Genomic DNA, 24,307 nt, shown 5'->3' with positions numbered 1-24,307 from the left:
TCCAGGAGTAGCACCATGGTCTCTCGCCCCCGTTTCCTCGATGATCTGACCGGCCTTGCCGGAACGGCGTTTTCTGCCGCATCCGGCCTGCGGGAGGAGGTCCATACGCTGATCCGCAGCCAGATCAACGAGATGCTGTTCTCCCTCAACCTTGTCCGCCGGGACGAATTCGAGGCCGTGCAGGAAATGGCCAGCCGCACCCGGGCCGAGCAGGAACGGACCGAACAGCGCCTCAGGGAGCTCGAAGCACGACTGGACGAGCTGGAACAGGCCCTGACAGCCCCACCCTCACAGCACTGATTTTTCACAGGACATGAACGGAGACTTCCCATCATGACAGCTCCCACCCTTCTTCTCGTCGGTTGCGGCAAAATGGGCGGCGCCCTCATGCGGGGCTGGGTCAACAGCCCGAACCCGCCACGCCTCTTCATCCTGGACAGGAAGCTCCAGGACGCCCCGGCAGGCAGCACCGTCTTCCGTACACCGGAAGAAATCACTACGGACGTGACACCGGACATCATCGTCCTGGCTGTCAAACCAGCCGGTGCGGAAACCGTGCTCAAAGCCCTGCGACAGAGCCTCGGTGCCCGCATGGACAAGACCGCCCTGCTGTCCGTCATGGCAGGCAAGAACTGTGAAAAACTGGCTGAATGGTGTGGCCGGGCGGACATGCCCATCATCCGCACCATGCCCAACACACCTTCCAGCGTTGGAGCAGGCAGCACGGGGCTATACGCCTCACCGCATGTCAGCAGGGAACAGAAAGAGCTGGCCATCCGCCTGATGGAGCAGGTTGGTACGGTCGTCCCCGTTCCACATGAGGAAGACCTGCGGTCTGTCATCGCCATTGCCGGCTCTGCTCCCGCCTATGTCTTCCTGCTGGCCGAACTGCTGGAAAAAGCAGGGCAGGACCTGGGGCTGGAACAACAGGCCGCCCGTACGCTGGTCCGCAGCATGATCTACGGTGTGGGCAAGATGCTGCATGAACTGCCGGACGATGCCGAAACCCTGCGCAGGAACGTCACCAGCCCCAACGGGACAACGGCCGCAGCCCTGAATGTCTTCATGGCTGAAGAAAACTGGCCCCGCCTGATCCCGCTGGCAGCCGAAGCCGCCATCAAACGGTCCCGTGAGCTGGATGACTGACATCGGATGCAGGCAGACACCACTCTGCCTGCATCACCATAGCCGCACGGACAGGGAAAACCATCATGACTCTTGACCATCACGACCCGCTTTTCGACAGGACCATGATTGAGGCCACCCTCCAGCTCGCCCAGAGCCATGGCTGGCAGCGTGTCTCTCTTGTTGATGCTTCACGTGAAGCGGGGCTGCCCCTCCAGCAGGTCCGGCAGCGTTTCCCGTTCAAGTCCATGATTCTGATCCGGCTGAACAGCCAGATTGATGATGCCGCACTCTGCGGGGAAAGTTACGGTGCGACTGTTCGTGAACGGCTGTTTGATCTGCTCATGCGGCGTTTTGATGCCATGCAGGATTACCGCTCCGGCATCTGCGCCATCATGCACACCCTCCCCCGAGACCCTGCCCTGGCAGCGCTTCTCGCCGGAACCACGATGGAAAGCCTGCGCTGGGTCGCTGATGCCGCAGCACTGGACCGTCACGGCCTTGGTGGCATGATCCGCCTCAACAGCCTGCTGGCCATATGGTCCAGAACGCTGGCACGCTGGGAGAAAGACTCAACCCCAGACCTTGCCAATACGATGCAGGTGTTGGACAGCACGCTCGCCCGTGCCGAACGGATGGGCCTGTTGAAGGAATCTTCCGCCTCTGGGCAGGCTGACATGGTTGCAGAAGAGGGTGGACTGCCCGACCATGTTGCCCCTGAGGAAAACAGTAACAACAACGTGTTGGACTGATCCCTCCTACAAAAAATGGCGGCCCTCTCTTTACCCTTCTGGCCGTTCGGGATAAGAGAAGGGTCTGCGTTGGGGCGTAGCCAAGCGGTAAGGCAGCGGATTTTGATTCCGCCATGCGGAGGTTCGAATCCTCCCGCCCCAGCCAGTATTTCATCCCTGAAAATCAGAGCATAAAAAAACGCCGCTCCCTCTTCGGAAACGGCGTTTCATCCGTAGCTGCACTCAGATGCTGTCTGCCCTCCCTGACGAAAGGGCAGACACCCCATCAGAACTTCTGGAAGTCCTTCGGGTGAAGCTGGTTCTGATCAAGGAAGGTGATCTGGCCCTGATCATTCGGCAGCTCGATGGTCGTGTTGCCACCCTTGACGGTCTGATGCTCAAGCATCTGGCCGATCTGCTCGTCCGTCGCCTTAAGGCCAACCTTGTTGCCCGCAGCCTTGCCAAAGTCGGTAATCGTGTAATGACCGCCCTTGTTGTTCAGGAACTGGAAGAGATTGGCAGACCCGCTGCCACCACTCAACGTAGCACCAGCATCAGTGCCACCACTGACCGTATTGTGCACGGTGATCGTGTCGGACGCTGTACCACCCTTGATGGTATCACCAATTCCGGCAAAAGCCTGAAGAGACTGATGGGACTTGGATGCATCAAACAGGATGTTGTCCGGATGCAGGGCATCACTCTGATGATCCGTCTTGAAGACGCTCTGACCAGCACTTCCCTGGCGGGCATAGTGATAGACACTATTGGCCGTCCCGAAGATGGTCGCATTGTTACCAACAGAGTGGGTACCGGACCCCACACCACCAAGGAAGCTCAGCGTTCCACCAAGGGAAAGCCGCGTCCCATCCCCGGCAGCGGAGATCGTATCCTGACCACCCAGCACAGTTGCCTGCGGCAGACTGGTCGCATCATTCCCCATGCGGAAATCAATTGAGCCATTACCCACGACATCAGACGGGGCCAGCGGCGTGCCATCACCAGAGCCTGAAGAAGACACCAGAGATGCAAAGGAGGTTGAAAACAGTCTGTTCAGGTCCTCTGCCCCCTGCGTGGGGATGCTTACAGGATACTGATGCTGCTGCCCTCCCGGGACGGTTACAATAGCCACGAAACTTCACCTCAATGCAGCGTTGTCACACTCAACTGGGCCAACAGGCAGAACTGCCGCCACAAACGGAACGACCGGCCCTTCTCACCCCTCCCTTGAGCTGTGAGGGTCAACATTTTTCATGGCCTCCTCGGGTCCAAATTAAGGAATATCTGTGACACCCCCTCAAAACCCTACGCTTCAGCACAAATTAAGGAACGGCATGACAAGGACTCTCTTTTCACTCATGAGTAGTAAACATATGGCTTCAAAATTACAACATGTTTATTTATTTTTAATTAAACAAATCGCCCGTCAGGTGCAAACCGCATGACGCCTTCCATGAGAATCGCATGGAAGGCGTCTATCGACTGCCGAGACTACGAATCTGGATTTGCGGAACAGCCCGCCTTACTGCAACCGGGACTCGAGCCGCTCCAGAGCAGCCAGCCAGAGCGTGGCTGTCCCATCAGATGGCGCCCGCCAGTCCCCACGGGGGAAAGACTTCCCCCAGCCACCACTTTCGGCCCATTGGGCATGGCCGACCTCTTGAACTGGCTGGTTGCAAAAAAACGCCGCATGAACAGGCGCATCCAGTGAATGATGGCCGGCAGGTCATAGGCGACCCGGTCCTGCTGCGGATAGTTCAGGGGCCAATCGCCCCTTCCCGCATCCCGCCATGCATGAAACTGGAGAAACGCTATCTTTTCAGGCGGGAAGCCATACCGCAGCACATGATAGAGAGTGAAATCCTGCAAGGGATACGGGCCTATCATCTGTTGGGTACTCTGCACCCCCTGCCCCTGATCGGGCACCAGCTCCGGTGAAATCTCTGCCGAGACAATCTTCTCCAGAACAGTACGGACCGATGCCGAGAAGCTCCCATCATGCCCCACGGCCCAGCGTATGACATGCTGGATGAGTGTCTTTGGCAACCCGGCATTGACATTGTAATGCGCCATCTGGTCCCCGACGCCATAGGTGCACCAGCCCAGCGCCAGCTCGGACATGTCTCCCGTACCGATCACCAGCCCCTGATGATGGTTGGCCAGACGGAAAAGGAAATCCGTCCGCAAACCTGCCTGCACATTCTCAAAGGTCACATCATGGACAGGCTCCCCACGCCCATAGGGATGGTCGATGGCCACCAGCATGGCTTTCGCCGTGGGGCGGATGTCCAGCTCCCCGGCGCTGACACCAAGGCTCTCCATCAACCCATGGGCCATGGCAAGGGATGCGCTGCCCGTCGCAAAGCCCGGCATGGTTCTGGCCAGAATGCGGCTCCGCTCCCAGCCAAGGCAATCCGCCGCCTTGACCGCCACCAGAAGGGCCAAAGCACTGTCCAGTCCGCCCGACACGCCAATGACCATGGTCCGGGCATGAGCTGCCTTCAGCCGCTGGCACAGCGCCTGAACCTGAATGTTCCACGCTTCCCGGCAATCCTGCTCGCACTGCTCCGGGCGGGAGGGCACGAAAGGAAAACGGGGCACATCCCTCATCAGCCCACGGTCCTTCACCTCCGGTGCCAGAGTGAAACGGACATGACGGAGTCCATCATCATCGGCCGGGACGAAATAACCCATCTGAAGCCGTTCCTGCCGCAACCTGTCGAGATCGATATCCGCCATGATCATGGCACCCTGCTGGAGGAAACGCTCCGACCGGGCCAGGCAGTCCCCGGCCTCATGGATGAGAAGCTGACCATCCCAGGCCAGATCAGTCGTGGATTCGCCCTCGCTGGCTGCTGCATAAAGATAGGCGCTGACGGTCCGCATGGACTGTGCCCGGCAGAGCAGGGTTCTGTGCTCTGCCCGTCCAACCGTCACCGGCGAGGCTGAAAGATTGGCCAGCACCGTGGCCCCGGCCACAGCCAGGGCTCCGCTGGGAGGCTGGGGAGCCCAGAGGTCCTCACATATTTCCACCCCCAGCACCAGACCGGAAACATCCTCGGCTTCAAACAGGATGTCCGTTCCAAATGGCACGGCACGCCCTCCCAGCATGATGGTTCCGGAGCAGCCCTGACCACTGGTGAAATGCCGGGGTTCATAAAACTCCCGGTACCGGGGCAGCATCGTTTTGGGGACAATGCCGAGAATCCGTCCCCGGTGGAAAATGGCCGCACAGTTGTACAGGGCATCTCCCCGCCGAACGGGCAGACCAACGATGCCAACCGTCATGCATCCTGCCGTCGCCTCAACCAGAGCCAGCAGAGCTTCCAGCGCCCCATCCAGCACCACCTGCTGGAAGAAAAGGTCCTCCAGCGTGTAGCCTATCAGCCCCAGCTCCGGGAAAACCGCCACGGCAACACCCTGCTCATGGCAGCGCTCCAGCCACTCCTGCACGATCCTCCCATTCTGCCGAGGGTCGCCCAGAGTGATGGGCGTGGTACAGGCCGCAACACGGGCAAAGCCCTGCCGGTAAAGACACAGAAAATCAGCCATGGTCATGGCGGCTTCCTCCCGTTGGAGACTCCTCTCAGCCTGACGGCTCACACATCCAGCCGACCATTCCGCACAAAACGGAACAGACGGTGCGTCTCCATGACAGCCAGACCAAAGACCAGCACGGCATACAGGGCAGAAAGCGTCGTCATGGAGACAGGCAGACCGAAAGGATAATCCGGCAGGTCACAGGGTTTCGTGGGCCGTGCAGGAAGATGGGCCATCCAGTCCGCAAAATCATGCCCTTCCACAAGGCCAACGTGACATTCCGCCGCAGGGCTCGGCCACAACCCATGCTCCACCCCGACATGAAGAACCCCCAGACCGACGCTGACCGCCAGGCAGACCAGCCCGGCCACGGCCGCCCAGCGGGCATAACGGGGGGACAGGACCAGAGCCAGCACACCCAGCCCCAGCAGCACGCGCCAAGGTCCCCGCTCCCAAAGGCACAGCTCACACGGCACCATGTGCAGGAATGTTTCCGCCACGAAAACGATCAGGAACACAAGCAGGGCGGCTAGGACATACAGCCCACCAATATGCCAGACGGCCCTGATCTGCCGCTTGTCGGTAAACAGCATTCTCCTCATCCTCCCAGTCTCATCCATCCAGCCTCAATGCTGGGTGCCCACACCCTGCGCCGGTTGCGGCGGTAGCAATGGAGCCGCCGGTGGCAACAGGGATGTCGGCCCGGATGGGGCAGCTCCCTGCCCACCACTACCACCAGAAGAAGGCGGTGCCAGCACGGTCGGCCCCCGTCCTTCATCCGCCTCCACATGCGGGGCAATGGCCATGGGCAGCTGCGGCTGCACAGGCGCTGGCAACGGCCCAACCATGGGGTCTACCCTGTCCCCATCACAGGACACGACCTGCACATCATACAGGGCACCTGCATACGCTCCCAGGGCCGGATCGTCCGTGAACATCCATCCCTCGAAGGGCGGACTGCCGGATTCCTGTTTCTCTTCAATCTTCAGCAGGATGGCCGTCTGCGCCGGGAGACCATCCGGCCTCTGAAGGCACCGCTCCAGCCGGAGGGACAGAGGCCCATAAACAGCATCATCCCCCACATGCAGCGGTACGAGTTCCACGTGGGAATCCAGGCGCCGCATGATCCGCAGCACGGCTCCATTGCGCCCCTGCCACGCCGTGGCCGGATAAACAGCCGGAGCGGCCACACCCCGGACTCCTTCCGCCCGCAGGTTCTCCGGCACCGTGGCCAGCAGCCCCGCCAGACAGGACAGGGCCAGAACTGTCTTCCTGATCCTCACTCCACACCTTCCTTTTCCACCACCTCGACGACACCACTTTCCACCATCACATCGGCCAGAAGCCGCTCCATGCGGTGCCGCAGAAAGACAGGCCCAACCTCCATGAGCAAAGCATCGGCGCAGGCATCGCGCAGCACCTGCCTCAGTTCCACTTCATTGTCCCGCAGGACACGCAGCTTTCCCGTGCAGCTTATGGGCTGCCCCTCCCTGTCCAGCCAGGTCTGCTCATCAGAGGCGTGGCTCACGGTGATGTCTGCCCTGCACCAGGCGACGGCTCCGGAACGGCCGCAGAAGCGGCGGCCGGCTGCGCTGCCGGAGCAGCCTTCTTCTGAAGGGAGTCCGTGACCGAAAAAATGAACTTGCTCAGCAGCTGCTCAAGGCTGATGGCCCCCTGCGTTTCACCAATGGTCCCGTCAGGCGCCAGCATGGCCGTATCGCCACCCGGCGTCAGCGCCACATATTTCCCGCCAAGAAGGGAATCCGACGTGATGATGGCCCCGCTATCCACTGGCAGGTGTATGTCAGAAGCAACGGAAAAAACGACATTGGCCTGGAAGGTGTGTGGGTCCACCTGCATGCTCCGCACATGCCCGACAGTTACGCCTGCCAGCCGGACATCCGAGCCCACACTCAGCCCGTCAACATGGCCAAAGGCCGCATGAAGGGGATAGCCACTGTCCTGCGGATGCTGCCGCCCGACAAGAGCCAGCACGACAAGCACCACCAGTGCAGCAGCGGCCACCAGCCCGACCAGCAATTCCATCCGCTCCCGGCCAGCCCGCCTTGCTGCGATATATCCGGCATTGTCCGAAGCCATGAACACATCCTCATTCAAGCATTGTTGACCCATCATGCAGTCACGCCGTACCGCTCTAGCGGACTCAGCCCTTCACGTCCAACATCCTGCATGATGGACGCCATTTTTTCTTTTTCCTCCCAAGGCTGGCAGTTATCCCCCATATCCCCATTTTTCTGCCCGCTTATGCCCGTTTTCCCCCTGCGGTCATGGTTTCATCATTCCCCCTTCAGTACTAGACTCGTCAGCATGAAAGCGCATCTTCACTGGAATGGCGTTCACATGAGAACGCTTCAGACGAGCATCGACCCCGACAGCACAGCCCTGCGTGCGGTCACCCTTCCTTCTGTCTGGAGTGATGACGCCGCCCAGGCGCTTGTCCAGCTGGCGCCGGCAGAAGGTGGGCCTGTCCGCCTTGCCAGTGAATCCGCCCGCTGGGTGGAGATGATCGACACCACCCCCCACCTGCCACACAGCCCGCAGGATGCTCCGCCGGTCGGCCGTGGCCTGTCCTGCCTGCTTCTGATGCAGCAGATGGCACCCAACGCAGCTCTGTGGCGCAATGAGCCGGACGGGCAGCCCGGCTTCATCATCCGGCTTTCCGGTTTCGTGCAGGATGGCATTTTCGCCACGGAACATTTCGCAGCCTGCCTGAAGCTGGCCTGCGACAGCCTGCGTCGGCTGGATGCCGCACGGCGCCCCTACCGCAGCGGCGACCTTCCGCTTTTTGATGACCCTGCCCCCCGTGGCGACAGTGACGGTCCCGCCGGCATTGTCCTGCTGACAGACCTGGACGCCTGCCTGGCGGGCCTCGGGCTGGATTATGACAGTGACGAAGGCCGGGCCATTGCCACAGCCATCACCCGTTTCACACGGCTTGTTGCCCACGCCGGTACTGCAACGCCGGAAAAAGCCTTCTCCTGCCCGCAGGCACCAGACCTGGAGCAGGCCAGCATTGCCATCAGCGCCGCCACACAGTCCCTGTCCGGCCTTGCCACGATCGAGACCGGGTTCTCCTCCCCCGGGCCGGTCGATGCCCTGCTGGATGTGGAATCCTGCGGGCTCGGCCCAATTTTCTCGCTGGTCAACAGTCAGGGTGGGCTGCATCCTTCCACTCTGGAGCGTCTGGCCCACAAGGGCCTCTCACCGGAAGCCGCCCTCGCCCTGACACTGGACGGACAAACACCCCTCCAGCCAGCTGGTGCCAAGGCACACGCCCTGATGCATGACGCTGTCCTGCCCTTCTGCGACCATCTGCCGGCCCTGCCCGAGCCGGAAACGGACGACCTCAAGGAGAAGCTGGGCCGTGGCGTCCGTCGTCCCCTACCCATGCGTCAGGGGGGCTTCAGTCAGCGGACCTCCATTGGCGGGCACCGTCTCTTCATGCGGACCGGTGAATTTGAAGATGGCAGTCTGGCATCCCTGTCCCTCACCCCTCCTCGGGAAAGCCCCATGGCCCGTGGGCTGATGGAATGTTTCAGCCAGGCCGTCAGCATCGGCCTCCAGTTCGGCGTGCCGCTGGAGGTGTTTGTCGAACAGTTCGCCTATTCCCGCTTCGGAGCCTGCGGCACGGTGGAAGGGGACGAAATGGCCAGCTATGCGACATCCATGCTGGATTATGCCTTCCGCGCCCTTTCGGAGGCCTATCTGGGCCAGCGCATGCCTGATGCCCCTGCCGAGTCCGGCGAAAAACAGCATGAAGCCCCCATGCTGCCCTTCGGGCCGGAGCAGGACGGTCCATCCTCCCGCCCCCGGAACAGGAAGCTGCGCCTCGTCGGCTGAGGCGCCATGCCAGAAATGCAGGGCGGGAAATCATTGACAGTGACTGAACAGCCTGTCTAGCTAGACCTGTCCAGCACGGGCTTCCTTTCCGATGGCGCTACGCCACGAAAGGAACGGAGCGCTGCCCCGCCAGATACGGCGGGGAGTTATGGGGGATCGCGCATGATCGATCACGATACAGCCAGACGTGAGCCGTTCGATGACCGTCTCGCCCGGCTGGAGCAGAAGGTGGCTCCCCGGACCGGGAAAGCGAAGCCGTCAGCCCTCTCAGAACAGTCCTCCCTCGGCATGGCCTTCCGCATCGCCAGTGACATGATTGCCGGTATTGCTGTTGGTCTGGGCATTGGCTATGAGCTTGACCGATGGACAGGATACAGGCCTGTGTTTATAATTGTGTTCGCCATGCTTGGCATGGGAGCCGGCCTGCGGAATGTCTGGCGTGTTGTGAATGTGATGGATGTCCCCGAAAGTGGGACGCAGAAAAACGGGAGAAGCCAGCGTGGCCAGCGGATCGACGATTGACGCGCTCGGGCAGTTTGAGCTGCATCCGATTTTTGGTTCTTTTGGTGAGGCCCTGTGCCTCTCCCAGGCCCCGCTGTACATGGTCATCAGTGTGGCTGTCGTGCTGGCGTTCCTCTATCTCGGCATGAAGCCGAAGGCTGTTGTGCCCGGTCGTCTCCAGGCTGCGGCGGAGGTCAGTTACGAGTTCGTGCACGGCCTGGCTGTCGATACCATCGGTGAGAAGGGCACGGCCTTCTTTCCCTTCGTCTTTGCCCTGTTTTTCTTCATCCTGGCCGGCAACTATATCGGTCTGCTGCCATTCTCCTATACATTCACCAGCCACATCGCCGTGACCTTCGCCCTGGCGATCACGGTATTCATTCTCTGCATCCTGACCTCGCTGCGGTTCCAGGGCATCGCCTTCCTGAAACATTTCATGCCGGAGGGGGCTCCGGTGGCCCTGTGCCCCATCCTGATCCCCATCGAGATTCTTTCCTACATCTCCCGCCCCATCAGCCTGTCCATCCGTCTGTTTGCCAACATGGTGGCCGGGCATGTGCTGCTGGAAGTCTTCGCAAGTTTCACGATCATGCTTGCCGGTCTCGGAGTTGTCGGCGATGTGCTGGCTGTCACTCCGCTTGTGCTCAACATCGCACTGACGGCACTTGAGCTGCTGGTAGGGCTGCTACAGGCCTATGTCTTTGCCATCCTTACCTGCATTTACCTGCGTGAGGCTGTCGATCACTGAGTGACCGATACCTCCACGTGTTTTCCTTCGCCCTGTCTTAAAGGAACCTGAACCATGGATCTTCTTCATCCCGCCCGTGAGATTGGTGCTGGTCTTGCCGTGATTGCTCTCGCCGGTGTCGGTGCTGGTATCGGCAACATCTTTGCCGCCCTGGTGAACTCCATCGCCCGCAACCCGGCTTCCCGCCCGCATGTGTTCGGTCTGGGCATGCTTGGCTTCGCCCTGACGGAGGCCATTGCCCTCTTCGCCCTGCTGATTGCCTTCCTTATTCTCTTCGTCTGAGGGCAGGACCCATGCGCCTTACGCCTCGTTTCCTCCTGTCTGCCGCCGCCCCCCTTGCGGCCTTACCGGGCCGGGCCGTGGCGGAAGGCATGCCCCAGCTCCACTTCAAGGATCCCCTGTTGCAGGGGCAGGTGGTCTGGGGTGCCATCATTTTCATCGTCTTCTACCTGCTTCTGAGCCGTTCCGCCCTGCCTAAGGTGGCGGATGTGATCAAGGCCCGTGAAGTCCGCGTCCGGAACGATCTGGACGTTGCCCGCCGCGCCCGCAAGGATGCCGACCAGGCCCAGAAGGAACTCTGCGAGGCCCGCGAGAAAGCCATGGAAGAGGCCCGCGCCACCATCCAGGGCATCCGCGATACGGCCAAGGAGAAAATCCGGGTTCAGGCAGAAGAAACAGCAGCCCGCCTGGAAGCAGAGATCAAGAAGGCTGAAGCGCAGATTGCTCTGTCCCGCAGCAATGCGCTGGGCAGCATCAATGAGATCGCATCCAGCACTGCTACGGTTCTGACAGAGCGCCTTGTTGGCACAGCCGACCAGCAGGCCATTGCCGCTGCTGTTGAACACGCCCATGCTGCGAGGAGCTAAGCATGTTTCATGAACCCCGCTTCTGGACAGCACTTGCTTTTGTCCTGTTCTTCGTCATCTTCGGTCGCAAGATATGGGCTGTTGTCACATCCAAGCTGGATGACCGGGCTGATGAGGTCCGCAAAAATCTGGATGAGGCCACACGTCTCCGCCGTGAGGCCGAGCAGATGCTCGAAGATTCCAGACGTGACCACAAGCAGGCTCAGGAAGAGGCTCAGGCACTGATTGCCAAGTCCAATGCTGAGGCCCAGCAGCTGCGTGCCCAGGCTGAAAGTGATGCGGCAGAGATTGTTGCCCGCCACGAAAAAATGGCCCGTGAGCGTATTGAAGCTGCCGAAAAAATCGCCCTGCGCGACATCCGCCGTGAGGCGGCCGCCCTGGCCCTGGCAGCTACAAAGGACGTTCTTGGTAAAAAGCTGGCTGAAGACCCCGACCTTGCCAACAGGCTCATCAATGATGGCCTGAAAGCACTCCCGCAAGCCTTTGGTGACAAAGCTGCGTAAGACATCATGACAGCCAGTGAGATGACCAGTCCCTTGCTGGCTGTCGTGATTACCGTCCTCAATGAGGGCGAGAATATCCTTCCCGTCTGTGCAGAAATCCGCACGGCTCTTGAGAGCCTGCCACCGGCAGAGATCATCTTCGTGGATGATGGCAGTACGGACGACACCCTCCAGAAATTGCAGGAAGCCCGCAGCACTATCCTGCCCGGGTTGCGTATTCTGTCCCATCCCTCCTGTCTGGGTAAATCTACGGCCCTGCGCACGGCCATCAGGGCCGCCCGTGCCCCATGGATCGCCACAATGGATGGAGACGGACAGGACGACCCTGCCTTCATCAAAACAATGGTCGAAGCCGCATGGGACCATGGTGAAGGGGCTGTCGGCCCTCTGGTTGTTGGCGTCCGCCGCAAGCGTCAGGACAGGCTCTCCCGCAGGTTTGCCACCCGTTTCGCCAATGGTTTGCGCCAGCATCTGCTCAAGGATGACTGCCCTGATACGGGCGGGCCGCTCAAGCTCTTCCCCCGCGACCTGTTCCTCTCCCTGCCCCAGTTTGAAGGGCTGCACCGTTTCATCCCCGCCTTGATGAAAAGCTACGGCGCCCCCCTCATCTGCATCGAGACACGACACAGGGCCAGGCTTCATGGCCATTCCAAATATACCAATCTGCACCGGGCTCTCGTGGGGGTGCGTGACATGCTGGGGGTTCTCTGGCTACAGAACCGCACCCGTCGGCCACCACCACTGAACGAACTGTAAGACAGCAGCCTCTCTCCCCGCCCGGCACCGGACGACCCTTCTGACGATCCGGGCAACATGCCCGTTCATCCAGTGCGAACCGGAGTTTTCATGCCTCCAAAATTCCGTCATTACGCTCTGCTTGCCGTTCTGGCGTTTCTGGCTGCCTTGCCGGGGCGCATGAGCCTGCCCCCGCTGGACAGGGATGAGCCACGCTACATGCAGGCCACAGCCCAGATGCTCTCTTCCGGCAATTTCCTGGACATACGCTTCCAGGACCAACCCCGCTATCTGCAACCAGCAGGCATCTACTGGCTGGAAGCCGGAGCAGTAAAGGCCTCCGAAATCATCACACAGGATGAAACGCTACGCCATGAAAGCTGGCCCTACCGTATCCCCAGCCTTCTGGCATCAGTCTGCAGCATCCTCCTGACAGCCTGGATCGGAACCCGTCTGTTCGGATTTTCTACAGGCCTACTGGCGGCAGGCCTGCTCATGGTGGCACCGCTATTTGCCGCAGAGAGCCGGATGGCCACCATCGACAGCACCCTGCTGCTGGATATTCTGTGCCTTCAGGCCCTGCTGCTCTGCCATTTCACCGACATGCAGAAGGGCAGAACGACACCATGCCGTTCCAGCATCCTCTACTGGAGCGCTCTCGGGGTAGGGATGATGCTGAAAGGCCCCATTGTTCTCATCCCCGCCCTGGGCACCCTGATCTCACTCTCCATCTGTCTACGCAGTACGGCACTCATCCGACAGTTGCGGGCCGGGTGGGGCTGGCTGCTCAGCGTACTCATCGTCCTTCCCTGGTGTCTTGGCATTGCTCTGGTCAGTCATGGTGAGTTCTTCCGCCGTGCCGTAGGCCACAATCTACTTGGCAAAATTGCCCACCCGCAGGAAACACACGGCTTCCCCCCCGGCTATTATCTCCTCCTGTTCCTGCTCGCTTTCTGGCCAGGGGCTCTGGCAGCCATACGCTCTCTCCCAACCCTCTGGCAGCGACGTGCCAAACCAGAGACCCTGTTTCTTCTCTGCTGGATCATCCCACACTGGCTCATCTTTGAGTGTCTGGCCACCAAGCTCCCTCATTATGTCCTGCCAACCTACCCGGCCATTGCCATTCTGGTGGCTGCCAGCCTGACGGTCTGGCCCCTCGTACCGCTACGTTCTCTCTGGACGAAACTGGGGGTGTCCCTCTACGCCCTCGCCTGGGGATTGGCCGGACTCCTCTTCTGCCTGGCCGGGCCAGTCCTGCTCTACAGGATGGAAGGCCACCTCTTTGCGGATGCGCTCATACCTGCCCTGGGCAGCCTGCCACTCCTTCTGGCAGGCCTCCGGCTCATCTGGAAACAGAACTGGTCCGGCGGGGCACTCTGCGCCATGGGTGCCGCCCTGCTGACCGAAACGGGCATCTTCCTCTGCGTCATTCCCCATCTGACCAGCATCCAGCTTGCTCCCCGCATTGCCGAGAGCTTCCGGGAGCTCCGCCCCTGTCCCGACAGCGCCCTGATTTCCCCCTCCTACAGGGAACCCAGCCTTGTCTTCCTTACCGGGGGCCGGGCCAGACTGCTGCCACCATCGCAAGCAGCCCATGAACTGCATGACCACGCACGCTGCGATCTGGCTCTCCTGGACAGGAAGGATGACCCAGCCTTCCAGCAGGAACTGGCCCGCCTTGGCACGGAGAGCATTCTGTATGACCAGTTTGACGGACTGAATTACTCCAACGGTCACAGGCTTCATCTGCGGCTCTATGCCAGCAGTGAAAAACCCACCCGCTGAAAAGGAAACTCATGCCTTGACCTGATGGCAGCCCTGAAGAGAAGCGGCTCGCTTTCATTAAAAAACTGACATAGAATGAACGGACAGAACATTTTGTGGGCAGGGCCATGTTGCAGAATTTCACTTCCCCCGTGCCTGTGGCAGGGCATACCGTCTCCTCATGACACAACAGGCTGTTCCCTCCCCCACCAAAGACAGCACCCCGCCTTCATGGTCCATTGACGATACGGCCAACGGGCTGTCCCTGACCATCCGGGGGGACTGGAAGGCCCTGCAGGATGATGTGGTGCAGTTCCCGGCAACTGCTCTCACCTCCTCCCACCCAGGGAGCGGGAAGACATTGTCCATCAACCCGGACGGACTGGGCAGCTGGGATTCCTGCTTCATCATGTTCCTGTGGACCGTCAAGCAGGCCGCCTGCCAGGCCTCCCTGACATTTGATGATCACGCCCTGCCGTCTTCCGCCCAGCGCCTTCTGGCTCTTCTGCCAGAAAAAGTGGAACAACCCGCCCCCCACCAGCAGGACCGGGAAAGCTTCTTTGCCCGTGTTGGCGGAAAGACGCTGGACATCCTGCATGAGACAGCCACATCCAGCGCCCTGCTGCTGGAAGTCATGCGGGGAGCTGTCGGGACGCTGCGTGGCAAAAACTCCATGCGTCTCAAGGACCTGCTTGTGGATGTCTGGAATGCTGGCCCCTCGGCACTGCTCATCGTCAGCATTGTCAATTTTCTGATCGGGGCCATCCTGGCCTTCGTGGGGCTGCTGGAATTACGCAAATTCGCAGCTGAAATCTATGTGACCAATCTGGTGGGCATTGCCTCCGCCCGTGAAATCTCCGCCATCATGACAGCCATCATCATGGCCGGACGTACGGGCGGAGCCTATGCAGCCCGCATCTCCACCATGCAGGGCAATGAAGAGATTGACGCTCTTCAGGTGACTGGCATCTCCGTGGCGGGCTATATCCTGCTCCCCTCCATTCTCTCGCTGATCCTCATGATGCCGCTGCTGTATCTCTATGGCACGCTGGTCTCGATTTTCGGCGGTTTTGTCGTCTCCATGACCATGATGGACATTTCTCCCACCGGATACTGGCTCTCCACCTTCAACGGCGTGGAACTGAGCCAGTTTGCCTTCGGGTTCATCAAGGCACTCTTTTTTGCTGGCTTCATCGCTCTGGCTGCCTGCCGGATCGGCCTGAAAGCCGGCCGCAGTGCTGCGGATGTCGGCATTGCCGCCACACGGGCTGTCGTCATCGGGATTGTCGGGGTCATCGCTCTGGATGCCGTTTTTGCCGTCCTCGCCAACGCCGCTGGAATCTGATGATGTCTGATAGAGAAACTCTCATTTCCGTCCGTGATCTGCAACTCTCTTTCGGGCCCAAGATCATCCAGCAGAATGTGTCATTCGACCTGAAAAAAGGCTCCATCTTTGCTGTCATGGGGGGCTCCGGCTGCGGCAAAAGCACCCTGCTGAGGAGCATGATCGGTCTTCTGCGCCCCACGGCAGGGCACATCATGGTGGGTGGGGAGAATTACTGGGAGCAGGATGACGCCCACCGCACGGCCATCAACCGCCGTTATGGCGTTCTCTTCCAGAGTGGTGCGCTGTGGAGCTCCATGACCGTGGGCGAGAATGTCGCCCTGCCGCTGGAGATGTTCACGGACCTCAAGCCTGATGCCATAGACCATCTCGTCCGCCTGAAACTGGGGCTGGTGGGGATGGAGCATGCCATCGATCTCTTCCCCTACGAGATTTCCGGTGGCATGAAAAAACGGGCTGGACTGGCCCGGGCCATTGCGCTGGAGCCGGACATCCTCTTTTTTGACGAACCCTCCGCCGGGCTGGACCCGATCACCTCCGCCCGGCTGGATGACCTCATCCTCACCCTGCGTGACGGACTTGGGGCTACGATCGTCATTGTCAGCCACGAACTGCCCAGCCTTTTCACCATTGCTGATGATGGCATCTTTCTGGATGCTGTCACGCACAGGCCCATTGCCAGTGGCTCACCCCGTGCCCTGCATGACAGCTGTACCCTCCCGGAGGTGACGGCCTTCATGCACCGCTCTGCTTCCATCCCTTCCCAGACAGAACAGAAGGCCGAACAGCATGTCTGAAACCACCAACAGAAAAACCCAGATCGGCATCTTTGTCGTCCTTGGGGGCGTGCTGCTACTGTTCATCATCATGACATTCGGGCATCTCCGCCTCTTCTCCAAAACACGGGACGTTGCCGTGGTGTTCCAGAACTCCATTGCTGGCCTGTCTGTCGGGGCCCCAGTCAATTTCCGTGGTGTGAAGGTCGGATCCGTCCAGAGCATCACCCTGCATTTCGACCCACAGGACCACAAAGCCTATATCCCGGTCATCATTACTCTGGAGACCGGGCAGATGCATGTTGTCCAGGACGATGCGGGGGGCAAGCAGGTCAATTTCCAGACAATGATTGACAATGGCCTGCGCGCCGGGCTGAACCTGCAGAGCCTCGTGACGGGACAATCCAACATCGAACTGGACTTCGACAAATCCGCTCCCGCCACGCTGCATCCCCGCATCACAAAACTGCCGGAAATTCCTGTCCGGCTCTCCACCATGGAGAAGCTGAAAAACACACTGGAGCAGATTCCCATCAAGGATATCAGCCAGCATGCTGATTCCGCCCTGCTATCCGTCACGGAGCTGAGCGAGGGCCTGCGCCAGGACCTGCCCGGCCTCATTGCCAGCCTGAAGAGAACATCCGACCAGTCGCAGGAAACCATGCAGGTTGCTACTGCCACCATCAGGGACCTGCATACCCAGCTGGATGGGTCACTGGCAAAACTGGACCGACTGTTTGATACAGGTACCAACCAGCTTGAAATGCGTGGAAAGGATATCCACAGGACACTCCTCTCCGCCACAGCCACACTGGAGGCCCTGCAGGACATTCTCTCCGCCCGTTCCGTGGACCGAGCCAATCTGGATGCTGCGCTGCGGGATATTGCCGCAACGGCTTCCTCTCTCCGTGGGTTCGCCAACGATGTGGAACGCAATCCGCAACTTCTGCTTATGGGACGCCACCCATGATGTTTCCATCACGCCGTACTGTTCTTGCCCTTCTGGGAAGCTGCACCCTGCTTGCAGGCTGTGCATCTCCCCAGCTGCACATCTATACGCTCGGCATTCCTGTCCATACCGATACGAAATCCCTCCAGGTGTCTCCGCAAACAACCATCGTGCAGATCAGCCGGATCATCATGCCGGACTATCTGGACAGCCAGGAGATCATCACCCGTCAGGGGGAGGAAATCCGCCGCAGCCCCAACTCCCGCTGGGCATCCCGCCTGTCCCTTGGCATTACGGACCTGATCACCAACGAAGTGGCTGCCTCCCAGCATGACATCCTGGTGACGGACCAGCCCCTGGCCCAGGCAGCCGACATGCAGATCATGGTTGCCATTTCCGAATTCGATGTGGATGTGAGCGGTCATGCCATACTGAACGCCCATTGGGCCATTGTTCCGCATGATCGCCACAAACCGATGGTCCGCAACATTGCGCATCTCGCTGCCAACGGGCCTGTCAGGACAGATGCCGATACGGCCGCACTGATGCGGAAACTCGTAATACAGCTGGCGGAGCATATCTCCAGATCCATCCCAGCAACACCGTAAAGCAAGACGGCCCCCGGGACTGAAACAGTGAACCAGTCCCAGCCCTCTTCCCCGATGCCATCCCAAACTGTTTTTCAGGAAAATCGTGGTGGAGCTAAGGGGAGTCGAACCCCTGGCCTCCTCATTGCGAACGAGGCGCTCTCCCAACTGAGCTATAGCCCCACAATCTACCGTTCAAAACACCATGCACGCCATGAACTGTCAAGTCGTGACTGCCCAGCAATTGGTCTCGCCAGCCATGCAGAAGATTGTTACATGTGTGGGTCTGCATCTCCTCACGCCATCAGGAAGGATATCCGCCTGTGCATGCTGCCATCATCTATCTCCAGGTCATCAATCTCCTCATGGTGGTGCTGGATGTTTATACATGGATCATCCTTGCCTACTGCCTTGCCTCCATGGCCATCGGTTTTGGCGTCATAAACCCTCAGACCAACCGCTTCGTGAGTAGCCTTCTTGAGATACTGGCAAGGCTTGTGGAGCCCGTTCTGCAACCCATCCGCAATATTCTACCAGACACAGGCATGATGGACTTCTCCCCCCTCATCCTGCTCCTGGCCATTCAGTATGGCATTCCCTTCATCCTGAAGAGCATTTTCAGAATCTTCTTCCTCCCACAGGGCTGAAACGAAAAAAACCCCCGCCTGAAAATCAGGTGGGGGTTTTCCCTGTCCGATGAAGAGCTGATCAGAACACGGCAAACACGGCGGCTTCCGGTGAGATGGACCGGGACGTATTGTGCCCGGCCACCGGCAGGATCACACCGACAATCCCACCAACACTCGACGTCCAGTTATATTCAATCCCAGGCCCGACATTGAAGGCACCGGACCAACCCGTCCGAGAGTTGATGTATTTCTTTGAATAAACATTGTACCCATTGACCGAACTGGATGTAGCCCAGGTATGGTACAGGTCCAGCGCAAACACCCACTTCTTGGTGATACCCAGCTCGACTGAACCACCCTCATTCCCATAGGGACCGGCATGACCACGCCCGGTGAAACCTTTCTCTGTCCCATAACTGGTGATGTTGCGCAGTTTCGTACTGGCCACCGGATGGCGGACCTGCGCCCAAAGACGCACACGCATTGCATGGTCAAAAAACGGCAGGGCAAACTGGCTGTGCACACCATAGCGAAGTGCCCAGACACCCTGGCCAACCCCCTCTGACGCATTGGAAAGGTTCTTGTAATCACCTGTCGGGGTATTCACACCAAAATAAAGCGTGATGGACGGCGTATAATGCGGTGTCAGACGGTACTGGAACTCCACCGGCAGATCATTAAACTTCAGGCCGGAATGTTTGGTATGATTCCCCCAGCTATAGCTGTATGTCGGCAGCAGATAGATGGACAGATGGTCCGTAATACCATATTTCGCCAGCGAAAACTGGGAAATGGAATGCTGCCCCCCGGCTCCCTTCCGGGTATTGAGATGCCCGTTGGAATCAAACGCACCGGCAGGCAGGCCAGCCGCTACATAAGGCTCCACAGCAATCATGCCCGGGACAGGCAGAGCTGGTGAGGGAGAATAGAGGGACCCCGTATACCACTGCTCCGGCAACGGCTTGGAGGCTGGTTTCTCCGCAATGGACACGACCGGCTTCTGGGCAGCAGCCTCATGGGAGGAAGCCGCAACAGTCGTCCCCGCAGCTGCGCTGGCCGGCTGGGTGGCTTTGCCCGTTTTCTGGGCCGAACTGTCACCTGCTCCGTTACCGTTACTGGCCGCCACAGCCGTCTCCGCAGCATGCACATCTGCACAGGCACCGAAAGTACCTGCAAAAAGACTGGACAGAAGGGCTGCGTAACGCACGGACGTCTTCATCACGATAAACCATCATCCCATTGTTGTGATGAGAAAACATTACGACAGCAAAAAGATAGTTTGCAATAGAGAAATGAAAACTTATTTATATCTGAAACATATTCCATTTGTTTTATCTATCCGGGACATCCCCGGAGAAAACCAGACCAATGGTCTGTTTCCAGATGGTCATCAGGACGCTGTCCCTCCAACTGTCAGGCCACTCACCTTCAGCATGGGCTGCCCCACACCAACAGGCACACCCTGCCCGGCCTTGCCACATGTCCCTATGCCCGGGTCCAGCTCCATGGCGGGGCCGATCATGCTGATCTGCTCCATCACCGCTGCTCCACTGCCGATCAGCGTCGCCCCACGCACTGGTGCCGTAACCCGGCCATCTTCAATCAGATAGGCTTCCGAAGCAGCAAACACGAATTTGCCAGAGGTGATATCAACCTGCCCGCCACCAAAATTGCGGGCGTACAGGCCCTTCTTCGTGGAGCGGATCATCTCCTCCTCCGAGGCCTGTCCCCCCGCCATGATGGTATTGGTCATGCGCGGCATCGGCGCATGGGCATAGGACTGACGGCGGCCATTCCCTGTTGGCGTTACTGATGTCAGGCGGGCATTCAGCCGGTCCTGCATGTATCCCTGCAATATCCCGTCTTCAATCAGCACGGTCCGGCTGGTGGGAGTTCCCTCATCATCCATGTTCAGGGAGCCACGCCGCTCCGGCAAGGTGCCGTCATCCAGAACAGTCACCCCCGGGGCAGCAATACGCTGGCCCACGCACCCGGAAAAAACGGACGTCCCCTTGCGGTTGAAATCACCCTCAAGCCCGTGCCCGACAGCCTCATGCAACAGAATCCCGGGCCAGCCGGCCCCCAGCACAACCGGCATGTCCCCTGCCGGAGCCGCCACGGCCTCCAGCGTCACCAGGGCCTGCCGCAGGGCCTCTTGTGTCATGGCCTGCCAGCAGGACGGCTCCATAAGGCGGGACAGAGCATACCGCCCTCCCTGTCCGGCACGGCCACTCTCCCGCCGTCCGCCCTGTTCCACCACCACGGAAACATCGAGCCGGACCAGCGGACGGACATCCACCAGCGGCCCTGCATGCCCCTCCTGAAGAAACGCAGGACGCATGATCCGCACGACCTGCCACTGCGTGTTGAGGGTCACATTCACCTGCACGACACGGTGGTCCAACCCTCGCCCATAGGCCTCAATCTCTCCCAGCAACGCCGCACGCTGTGAGAAATCCCCCCCCTCAAGCGGATGTGCTGCACCATAAAGAAAGGCCCGTCCATCTGCCGCCGCAGCCTCCTGCAGGCGGGAAGGGGCCCGCTGGTCCGGTCGGAGAGCCATGCGCTCTACACTGCCCAGCCCCTCGGCGGCACGCCGCAACGCCCCCATCCCCAGAAGATCCGAGTGGGCAAAGATGGTCTGGCTGCCCGTGACACCCCGCAGGCCAAACCCGGAAGAGCGGTTGAAACCAGCCGTCCGCAGCAGGCCATTTTCCAGCCCCAGCGTCTCTTCTTCCCGGTATTCCAGAAACAGCTCCCCGTCATCCATGCCAGCAAGACTGCTGGCAAGCTGACGGTTCACGTCATCAGGTGTCCATGGCAGGGTCTCATGAAAAAAAAGGGCGTCGGATATTTTTACAGGGGAAGGCGCAGACATGACCACCAGATGGATTTTCCATACGGCACAGATGCCGGGGATTATAAAAAAACTGAGGCAGCACTGTCTCATAAAATGAAGTTTATGAGCAAGCACTCGACAGATGGCCAATTGTCCCCTAATCGTTTTGGTATCAGTCCAAAAATTGCGAGGCACGCAGCCATGGCGAAAAAAGCAGTTTCCTCTCCTTCCGCACAACGCCCTTCCCCTCAGAAAGCCGCCATCCAGCGCGTTTTTGAGCTGATCGAAGAGCACGGCATCGAGTTCGTTGATCTCCGCTTCACCGACACGAAGGGCAAATGGCAGCACACCACGCAGACGGTCCGCACCATTGAAGAGGACACCTTCACGGAAGGCTTCATGTTTGACGGCTCCTCCATCCAGGGGTGGAAGGCCATCAACGAGTCCGACATGGTCCTGCTGCCGGACCCGGAAACAGCCGTGGTCGACCCCTTCTCCGCCCGCCCGCAGCTCATCCTGATCTGCGACATCATCGACCCCAGAACGGGCGGCTATTACAATCGTGACCCCCGTGCGACAGCCAAGCAGGCCGAAGCCTACCTGAAGAAGAGTGGCCTGGGTGATACGGCGTTCTTCGGCCCGGAAGCCGAGTTTTTCATTTTCGACAGTGTCCGCTTCGGCACGGGTGAGAATTACGGCACTTACCACCTCGACAGCATCGAAGGGCCGGAAGCTGCCCTGAAGGACTACCCGGAAGGCAACATGGGCCATCGTCCGGCCCGCAAGGGTGGGTATTTCCCTGTTCCGCCGGTGGACAGCGAACATGACCTGCGCGCCGAGATGCTGGCTACCATGGGCGAGATGGGTCTGCCGATCGAGAAGCATCACCATGAAGTGGCCCGCAGCCAGCACGAGCTGGGCACGGCCTTCGCCACACTGGTGAAGTCAGCCGACTTCATGCAGATCTACAAATACTGCGTGCACAATGTCGCCCATTCCTACGGCAAGACGGCCACCTTCATGCCGAAGCCCATCTATGGCGACAACGGCACCGGCATGCATGTACATCAGTCCGTCTGGAAGGACGGCAAGCCGCTCTTTGCTGGCAAGCGCTATGCTGACCTTTCCGATGAGGCCCTGTACTACATTGGCGGGATCATCAAACACGCCAAGGCACTGAATGCCTTCACCAATCCCTCCACCAACTCCTACAAGCGGCTGATTCCGGGGTTTGAAGCCCCTGTGCTGCTGGCTTATTCCTCCGCCAACCGCTCTGCATCCTGTCGTATCCCCTACGCTACAAGCCCGAAGGCAAAGCGTGTCGAGGTCCGCTTCCCCGACCCGACAGCCAACCCCTACCTTGCCTTCAGTGCCATGCTGATGGCTGGTCTGGACGGCATCCGCAACAAGATCCACCCGGGCGAAGCCATGGACAAGGACCTGTACGAGCTGCCGCAGGAAGAGCTGAACATGATTCCGACTGTCTGCGGCTCCCTGCGTGAAGCTCTGGAGGCCCTGAAGACCGATCATGCCTTCCTTCTGGAAGGTGATGTCTTCACCAAGGACCAGATCGAAAGCTACATCACGCTGAAGATGCAGGACGTATACCGCTTTGAGCACACACCGCATCCGGTTGAGTTTGAGATGTACTACTCCGTCTGAGCTACCCCGTTCTTCCTGCTCCTAGCCGGGGCAGGAAGGGCTGGCCAGCGCACCATCGGAACAGACCGTCTGCCTTTCCATGAGGGGCAGGCGGTTTTTTTTCATGATGGCCGCCCCATGAAAAAAGGGCCTGCCCCCTGAGGGAGCAGGCCCTTGCCTCATGCTGCTGGCAATGCCGGATCAGGCATTTTTCTTGGAAATGCCATTTTCGGCTACATCCCACAGCCAGGCAGCCCCACGCACACCAGAGCTGTCACCATGACGGTTCTGCACGATTGGTGTCGTGCAAGGCGATGTAATTACATAACGGGGCAGCAGCTTGGGCACACGCTCGTAGATGCTGGGAAGATTGGACACGCCACCACCCAGCACGATCACATCAGGATCGAGGAAATTGACAGCCTGCGCACAGGCCCGGGCGAAACGGTCCATGTAGAGGTCCAGCGCACGGATGGCGGCTTCATCCCCATTACGGGCCGCCTCTTCAATTCCGTTCGGGGAGCGGTTGCCTTCACCCTTCCATTCCGCAGCCAGTGCCGGGCCACAGAGATAGCGCTCCTGACAGCCCTCATTGCCACAGAAACACTTCCGCATGGGCATGTCTTCCGGCTTTGCCCACGGCAGAGGGATATGACCCCATTCACCGGCGATGTGATGATGACCGGAGAGCACCCGAGCATTGGCCACGATGCCACCGCCCATGCCTGTCCCGATGATCACGCCCAAAACGACGGAATAACCGGCACCAGCGCCATCAGCAGCTTCGGACAAAGCGAAGCAGTTGGCATCATTTTCAACACGCACGGGACGGCCAAGACTCTCCTCCACATCACGCTTGAAGGCATTGTTGTTCAGCCATGTAGCGTTGGAGTTGCGGACCAGGCCTGTCTCGGGGGACAGGGACCCGGGGATGCCGATGCCCAGAGTGGATGTCAGCTGAGTCCCCGTGATGCGATGGGCAGGCACACAGCCGATCTGGTCCTCAGCCTTCAGCACCAGGTCCCGGATGGCCTCGATGGCCTTGTCATAAACCCCGGGGTTGGGAATACGCTCGCGCAGCACTTCCTTGCCACTGCGGTCCAGAGCAAGAATTTCGATTTTCGTGCCGCCAAAATCAATTCCAAGACGATAATCAGCCATGTGATG

At 59.6% G+C, this 24,307-nt stretch carries 25 protein-coding genes, 2 tRNA genes and 1 pseudogene; 18 read left to right on the top strand and 10 right to left on the bottom strand.

All coding sequences use genetic code 11. From position 1 onward, the window contains the following. Positions 1-15 precede the first annotated feature (15 nt). The 4 genes from DTQ13_RS04555 to DTQ13_RS04540 all read left to right on the top strand — a co-directional run bounded on the left by DTQ13_RS04555 (position 16) and on the right by DTQ13_RS04540 (position 2,022). Complete coding sequence (locus DTQ13_RS04555; protein ID WP_043559260.1) at positions 16-300, top strand: accessory factor UbiK family protein; 285 nt, start codon at positions 16-18, stop codon at positions 298-300. Between the two features lie 33 nt (positions 301-333). After that, complete coding sequence (gene proC, locus DTQ13_RS04550; RefSeq protein WP_248461204.1) at positions 334-1,146, top strand: pyrroline-5-carboxylate reductase; 813 nt, start codon at positions 334-336, stop codon at positions 1,144-1,146. A gap of 65 nt (positions 1,147-1,211) precedes the next feature. Further along, on the top strand, positions 1,212-1,877 hold the full coding sequence (locus DTQ13_RS04545; protein WP_248461203.1) for a TetR family transcriptional regulator: 666 nt from the start codon (positions 1,212-1,214) through the stop codon (positions 1,875-1,877). Between the two features lie 70 nt (positions 1,878-1,947). Then, a tRNA-Gln gene (locus DTQ13_RS04540) sits at positions 1,948-2,022 on the top strand. Between the two features lie 120 nt (positions 2,023-2,142). Here the strand turns inward: DTQ13_RS04540 and DTQ13_RS04535 are convergent. From DTQ13_RS04535 to mlaD, 6 genes and pseudogenes are all read right to left on the bottom strand, one after another. Next, positions 2,143-2,988, bottom strand: coding sequence for a hypothetical protein (locus DTQ13_RS04535; protein ID WP_052348986.1), 846 nt, complete (start codon positions 2,986-2,988; stop codon positions 2,143-2,145). 390 nt (positions 2,989-3,378) lie between these two features. Further along, positions 3,379-5,408 (bottom strand): annotated as a pseudogene (locus tag DTQ13_RS04530) (NAD(+) synthase). 47 nt (positions 5,409-5,455) lie between these two features. Continuing rightward, positions 5,456-5,989, bottom strand: a complete 534-nt coding sequence (locus DTQ13_RS04525; RefSeq protein ID WP_043559250.1) for a disulfide bond formation protein B — start codon at positions 5,987-5,989, stop codon at positions 5,456-5,458. Positions 5,990-6,022: 33 nt separating this feature from the next. Continuing rightward, the gene (locus DTQ13_RS04520; protein WP_248461202.1) at positions 6,023-6,679 is read right to left on the bottom strand and encodes a DUF2155 domain-containing protein; all 657 of its coding nucleotides are present in this window, start codon (positions 6,677-6,679) and stop codon (positions 6,023-6,025) included. Further along, positions 6,676-6,924: a hypothetical protein gene (locus DTQ13_RS04515; protein WP_248461201.1), complete on the bottom strand. Its 249-nt coding sequence runs from the start codon at positions 6,922-6,924 to the stop codon at positions 6,676-6,678. Before DTQ13_RS04515 ends, DTQ13_RS04520 begins: the two co-directional genes overlap by 4 nt. After that, complete coding sequence (gene mlaD, locus DTQ13_RS04510) at positions 6,921-7,496, bottom strand: outer membrane lipid asymmetry maintenance protein MlaD (RefSeq protein WP_248461200.1); 576 nt, start codon at positions 7,494-7,496, stop codon at positions 6,921-6,923. Before mlaD ends, DTQ13_RS04515 begins: the two co-directional genes overlap by 4 nt. A 261-nt stretch (positions 7,497-7,757) precedes the next feature. On the opposite strand from mlaD, the gene DTQ13_RS04505 reads away from it, so the two are divergent. The 12 genes from DTQ13_RS04505 (at position 7,758) to DTQ13_RS04450 (ending at position 18,052) form a co-directional block, all read left to right on the top strand. Next, a complete protein-coding gene (locus DTQ13_RS04505) occupies positions 7,758-9,257 on the top strand; it encodes a vitamin B12-dependent ribonucleotide reductase (protein WP_248461199.1) in 1,500 nt (499 codons plus the stop codon). 162 nt (positions 9,258-9,419) lie between these two features. After that, positions 9,420-9,779, top strand: a complete 360-nt coding sequence (locus tag DTQ13_RS04500) for an AtpZ/AtpI family protein (protein ID WP_043559245.1) — start codon at positions 9,420-9,422, stop codon at positions 9,777-9,779. After that, positions 9,757-10,506 carry a F0F1 ATP synthase subunit A gene (locus DTQ13_RS04495; protein WP_043559242.1) on the top strand — a complete coding sequence of 250 codons (750 nt, stop codon included), beginning with the start codon at positions 9,757-9,759 and terminating at the stop codon, positions 10,504-10,506. The genes DTQ13_RS04500 and DTQ13_RS04495 overlap by 23 nt, the downstream gene beginning before the upstream one ends. A 54-nt stretch (positions 10,507-10,560) precedes the next feature. Then, entirely contained in the window at positions 10,561-10,788 is a 228-nt protein-coding gene (locus DTQ13_RS04490; RefSeq protein ID WP_018979931.1) for an ATP synthase subunit C family protein, read from the top strand. Between the two features lie 11 nt (positions 10,789-10,799). Next, on the top strand, positions 10,800-11,372 hold the full coding sequence (locus tag DTQ13_RS04485; protein WP_081562459.1) for a hypothetical protein: 573 nt from the start codon (positions 10,800-10,802) through the stop codon (positions 11,370-11,372). Between the two features lie 2 nt (positions 11,373-11,374). Continuing rightward, complete coding sequence (locus DTQ13_RS04480) at positions 11,375-11,875, top strand: ATP synthase F0 subunit B (RefSeq protein ID WP_081562458.1); 501 nt, start codon at positions 11,375-11,377, stop codon at positions 11,873-11,875. Positions 11,876-11,896: 21 nt separating this feature from the next. Then, on the top strand, positions 11,897-12,631 hold the full coding sequence (locus DTQ13_RS04475; RefSeq protein WP_408863047.1) for a glycosyltransferase family 2 protein: 735 nt from the start codon (positions 11,897-11,899) through the stop codon (positions 12,629-12,631). Between the two features lie 90 nt (positions 12,632-12,721). Beyond that, positions 12,722-14,395, top strand: coding sequence for a glycosyltransferase family 39 protein (locus DTQ13_RS04470; RefSeq protein WP_248461197.1), 1,674 nt, complete (start codon positions 12,722-12,724; stop codon positions 14,393-14,395). A 160-nt stretch (positions 14,396-14,555) separates the two neighbouring features. Further along, complete coding sequence (locus DTQ13_RS04465) at positions 14,556-15,719, top strand: ABC transporter permease (RefSeq protein WP_081562456.1); 1,164 nt, start codon at positions 14,556-14,558, stop codon at positions 15,717-15,719. Between the two features lie 2 nt (positions 15,720-15,721). Further along, entirely contained in the window at positions 15,722-16,516 is a 795-nt protein-coding gene (locus DTQ13_RS04460) for an ABC transporter ATP-binding protein (RefSeq protein WP_373364560.1), read from the top strand. Continuing rightward, on the top strand, positions 16,509-17,465 hold the full coding sequence (locus DTQ13_RS04455) for an MlaD family protein (RefSeq protein WP_248461196.1): 957 nt from the start codon (positions 16,509-16,511) through the stop codon (positions 17,463-17,465). The genes DTQ13_RS04460 and DTQ13_RS04455 overlap by 8 nt, the downstream gene beginning before the upstream one ends. After that, on the top strand, positions 17,462-18,052 hold the full coding sequence (locus tag DTQ13_RS04450) for a membrane integrity-associated transporter subunit PqiC (protein WP_086441836.1): 591 nt from the start codon (positions 17,462-17,464) through the stop codon (positions 18,050-18,052). The genes DTQ13_RS04455 and DTQ13_RS04450 overlap by 4 nt, the downstream gene beginning before the upstream one ends. A gap of 86 nt (positions 18,053-18,138) precedes the next feature. On the opposite strand, the gene DTQ13_RS04445 is transcribed toward DTQ13_RS04450, so the two are convergent. Then, positions 18,139-18,214 (bottom strand) — tRNA-Ala (locus DTQ13_RS04445). A 140-nt stretch (positions 18,215-18,354) separates the two neighbouring features. Between DTQ13_RS04445 and DTQ13_RS04440 the strand changes: the two genes are divergently transcribed. Beyond that, positions 18,355-18,678 carry a YggT family protein gene (locus tag DTQ13_RS04440; protein WP_227431471.1) on the top strand — a complete coding sequence of 108 codons (324 nt, stop codon included), beginning with the start codon at positions 18,355-18,357 and terminating at the stop codon, positions 18,676-18,678. A gap of 61 nt (positions 18,679-18,739) precedes the next feature. Here DTQ13_RS04440 and DTQ13_RS04435 read toward each other — a convergent pair whose 3' ends face one another. Together DTQ13_RS04435 and DTQ13_RS04430 are read right to left on the bottom strand one after the other, a co-directional pair. After that, a complete protein-coding gene (locus DTQ13_RS04435; protein ID WP_373364559.1) occupies positions 18,740-19,879 on the bottom strand; it encodes a hypothetical protein in 1,140 nt (379 codons plus the stop codon). A gap of 171 nt (positions 19,880-20,050) precedes the next feature. Next, positions 20,051-21,538, bottom strand: a complete 1,488-nt coding sequence (locus DTQ13_RS04430; protein WP_192848662.1) for a metallopeptidase TldD-related protein — start codon at positions 21,536-21,538, stop codon at positions 20,051-20,053. Positions 21,539-21,700: 162 nt separating this feature from the next. On the opposite strand from DTQ13_RS04430, the gene glnA reads away from it, so the two are divergent. Further along, on the top strand, positions 21,701-23,161 hold the full coding sequence (gene glnA / locus DTQ13_RS04425; protein ID WP_043559209.1) for a type I glutamate--ammonia ligase: 1,461 nt from the start codon (positions 21,701-21,703) through the stop codon (positions 23,159-23,161). 180 nt (positions 23,162-23,341) lie between these two features. On the opposite strand, the gene DTQ13_RS04420 is transcribed toward glnA, so the two are convergent. Further along, a complete protein-coding gene (locus DTQ13_RS04420; RefSeq protein WP_052348982.1) occupies positions 23,342-24,301 on the bottom strand; it encodes an ROK family protein in 960 nt (319 codons plus the stop codon). Positions 24,302-24,307: the final 6 nt, after the last annotated feature.

The sequence above is a fragment of the Parasaccharibacter sp. TMW 2.1888 genome (assembly GCF_023167265.1).
GTDB classification, from domain to species: domain Bacteria; phylum Pseudomonadota; class Alphaproteobacteria; order Acetobacterales; family Acetobacteraceae; genus Bombella; species Bombella apis.
Note: the sequence above shows the minus strand (reverse complement) of the source record. Positions and strands in the feature narration are given on the sequence as shown.

Excerpts from the sequence above, each read along its gene's own strand:
- glnA (WP_043559209.1), top strand. The coding sequence starts at position 21,701 with ATGGCGAAAAAAGCAGTTTCCTCTCCTTCCGCACAACGCCCTTCCCCT.
- DTQ13_RS04500 (WP_043559245.1), top strand. The coding sequence starts at position 9,420 with ATGATCGATCACGATACAGCCAGACGTGAGCCGTTCGATGACCGTCTC.
- DTQ13_RS04450 (WP_086441836.1), top strand. The coding sequence starts at position 17,462 with ATGATGTTTCCATCACGCCGTACTGTTCTTGCCCTTCTGGGAAGCTGC.
- DTQ13_RS04435 (WP_373364559.1), bottom strand. The coding sequence starts at position 19,879 with ATGAAGACGTCCGTGCGTTACGCAGCCCTTCTGTCCAGTCTTTTTGCA.
- DTQ13_RS04455 (WP_248461196.1), top strand. The coding sequence starts at position 16,509 with ATGTCTGAAACCACCAACAGAAAAACCCAGATCGGCATCTTTGTCGTC.
- DTQ13_RS04545 (WP_248461203.1), top strand. The coding sequence starts at position 1,212 with ATGACTCTTGACCATCACGACCCGCTTTTCGACAGGACCATGATTGAG.
- DTQ13_RS04430 (WP_192848662.1), bottom strand. The coding sequence starts at position 21,538 with ATGTCTGCGCCTTCCCCTGTAAAAATATCCGACGCCCTTTTTTTTCAT.
- DTQ13_RS04525 (WP_043559250.1), bottom strand. The coding sequence starts at position 5,989 with ATGCTGTTTACCGACAAGCGGCAGATCAGGGCCGTCTGGCATATTGGT.
- mlaD (WP_248461200.1), bottom strand. The coding sequence starts at position 7,496 with ATGGCTTCGGACAATGCCGGATATATCGCAGCAAGGCGGGCTGGCCGG.
- DTQ13_RS04470 (WP_248461197.1), top strand. The coding sequence starts at position 12,722 with ATGCCTCCAAAATTCCGTCATTACGCTCTGCTTGCCGTTCTGGCGTTT.
- DTQ13_RS04555 (WP_043559260.1), top strand. The coding sequence starts at position 16 with ATGGTCTCTCGCCCCCGTTTCCTCGATGATCTGACCGGCCTTGCCGGA.
- DTQ13_RS04485 (WP_081562459.1), top strand. The coding sequence starts at position 10,800 with ATGCGCCTTACGCCTCGTTTCCTCCTGTCTGCCGCCGCCCCCCTTGCG.
- DTQ13_RS04420 (WP_052348982.1), bottom strand. The coding sequence starts at position 24,301 with ATGGCTGATTATCGTCTTGGAATTGATTTTGGCGGCACGAAAATCGAA.
- proC (WP_248461204.1), top strand. The coding sequence starts at position 334 with ATGACAGCTCCCACCCTTCTTCTCGTCGGTTGCGGCAAAATGGGCGGC.
- DTQ13_RS04490 (WP_018979931.1), top strand. The coding sequence starts at position 10,561 with ATGGATCTTCTTCATCCCGCCCGTGAGATTGGTGCTGGTCTTGCCGTG.
- DTQ13_RS04475 (WP_408863047.1), top strand. The coding sequence starts at position 11,897 with ATGACCAGTCCCTTGCTGGCTGTCGTGATTACCGTCCTCAATGAGGGC.
- DTQ13_RS04480 (WP_081562458.1), top strand. The coding sequence starts at position 11,375 with ATGTTTCATGAACCCCGCTTCTGGACAGCACTTGCTTTTGTCCTGTTC.
- DTQ13_RS04460 (WP_373364560.1), top strand. The coding sequence starts at position 15,722 with ATGTCTGATAGAGAAACTCTCATTTCCGTCCGTGATCTGCAACTCTCT.
- DTQ13_RS04505 (WP_248461199.1), top strand. The coding sequence starts at position 7,758 with ATGAGAACGCTTCAGACGAGCATCGACCCCGACAGCACAGCCCTGCGT.
- DTQ13_RS04465 (WP_081562456.1), top strand. The coding sequence starts at position 14,556 with ATGACACAACAGGCTGTTCCCTCCCCCACCAAAGACAGCACCCCGCCT.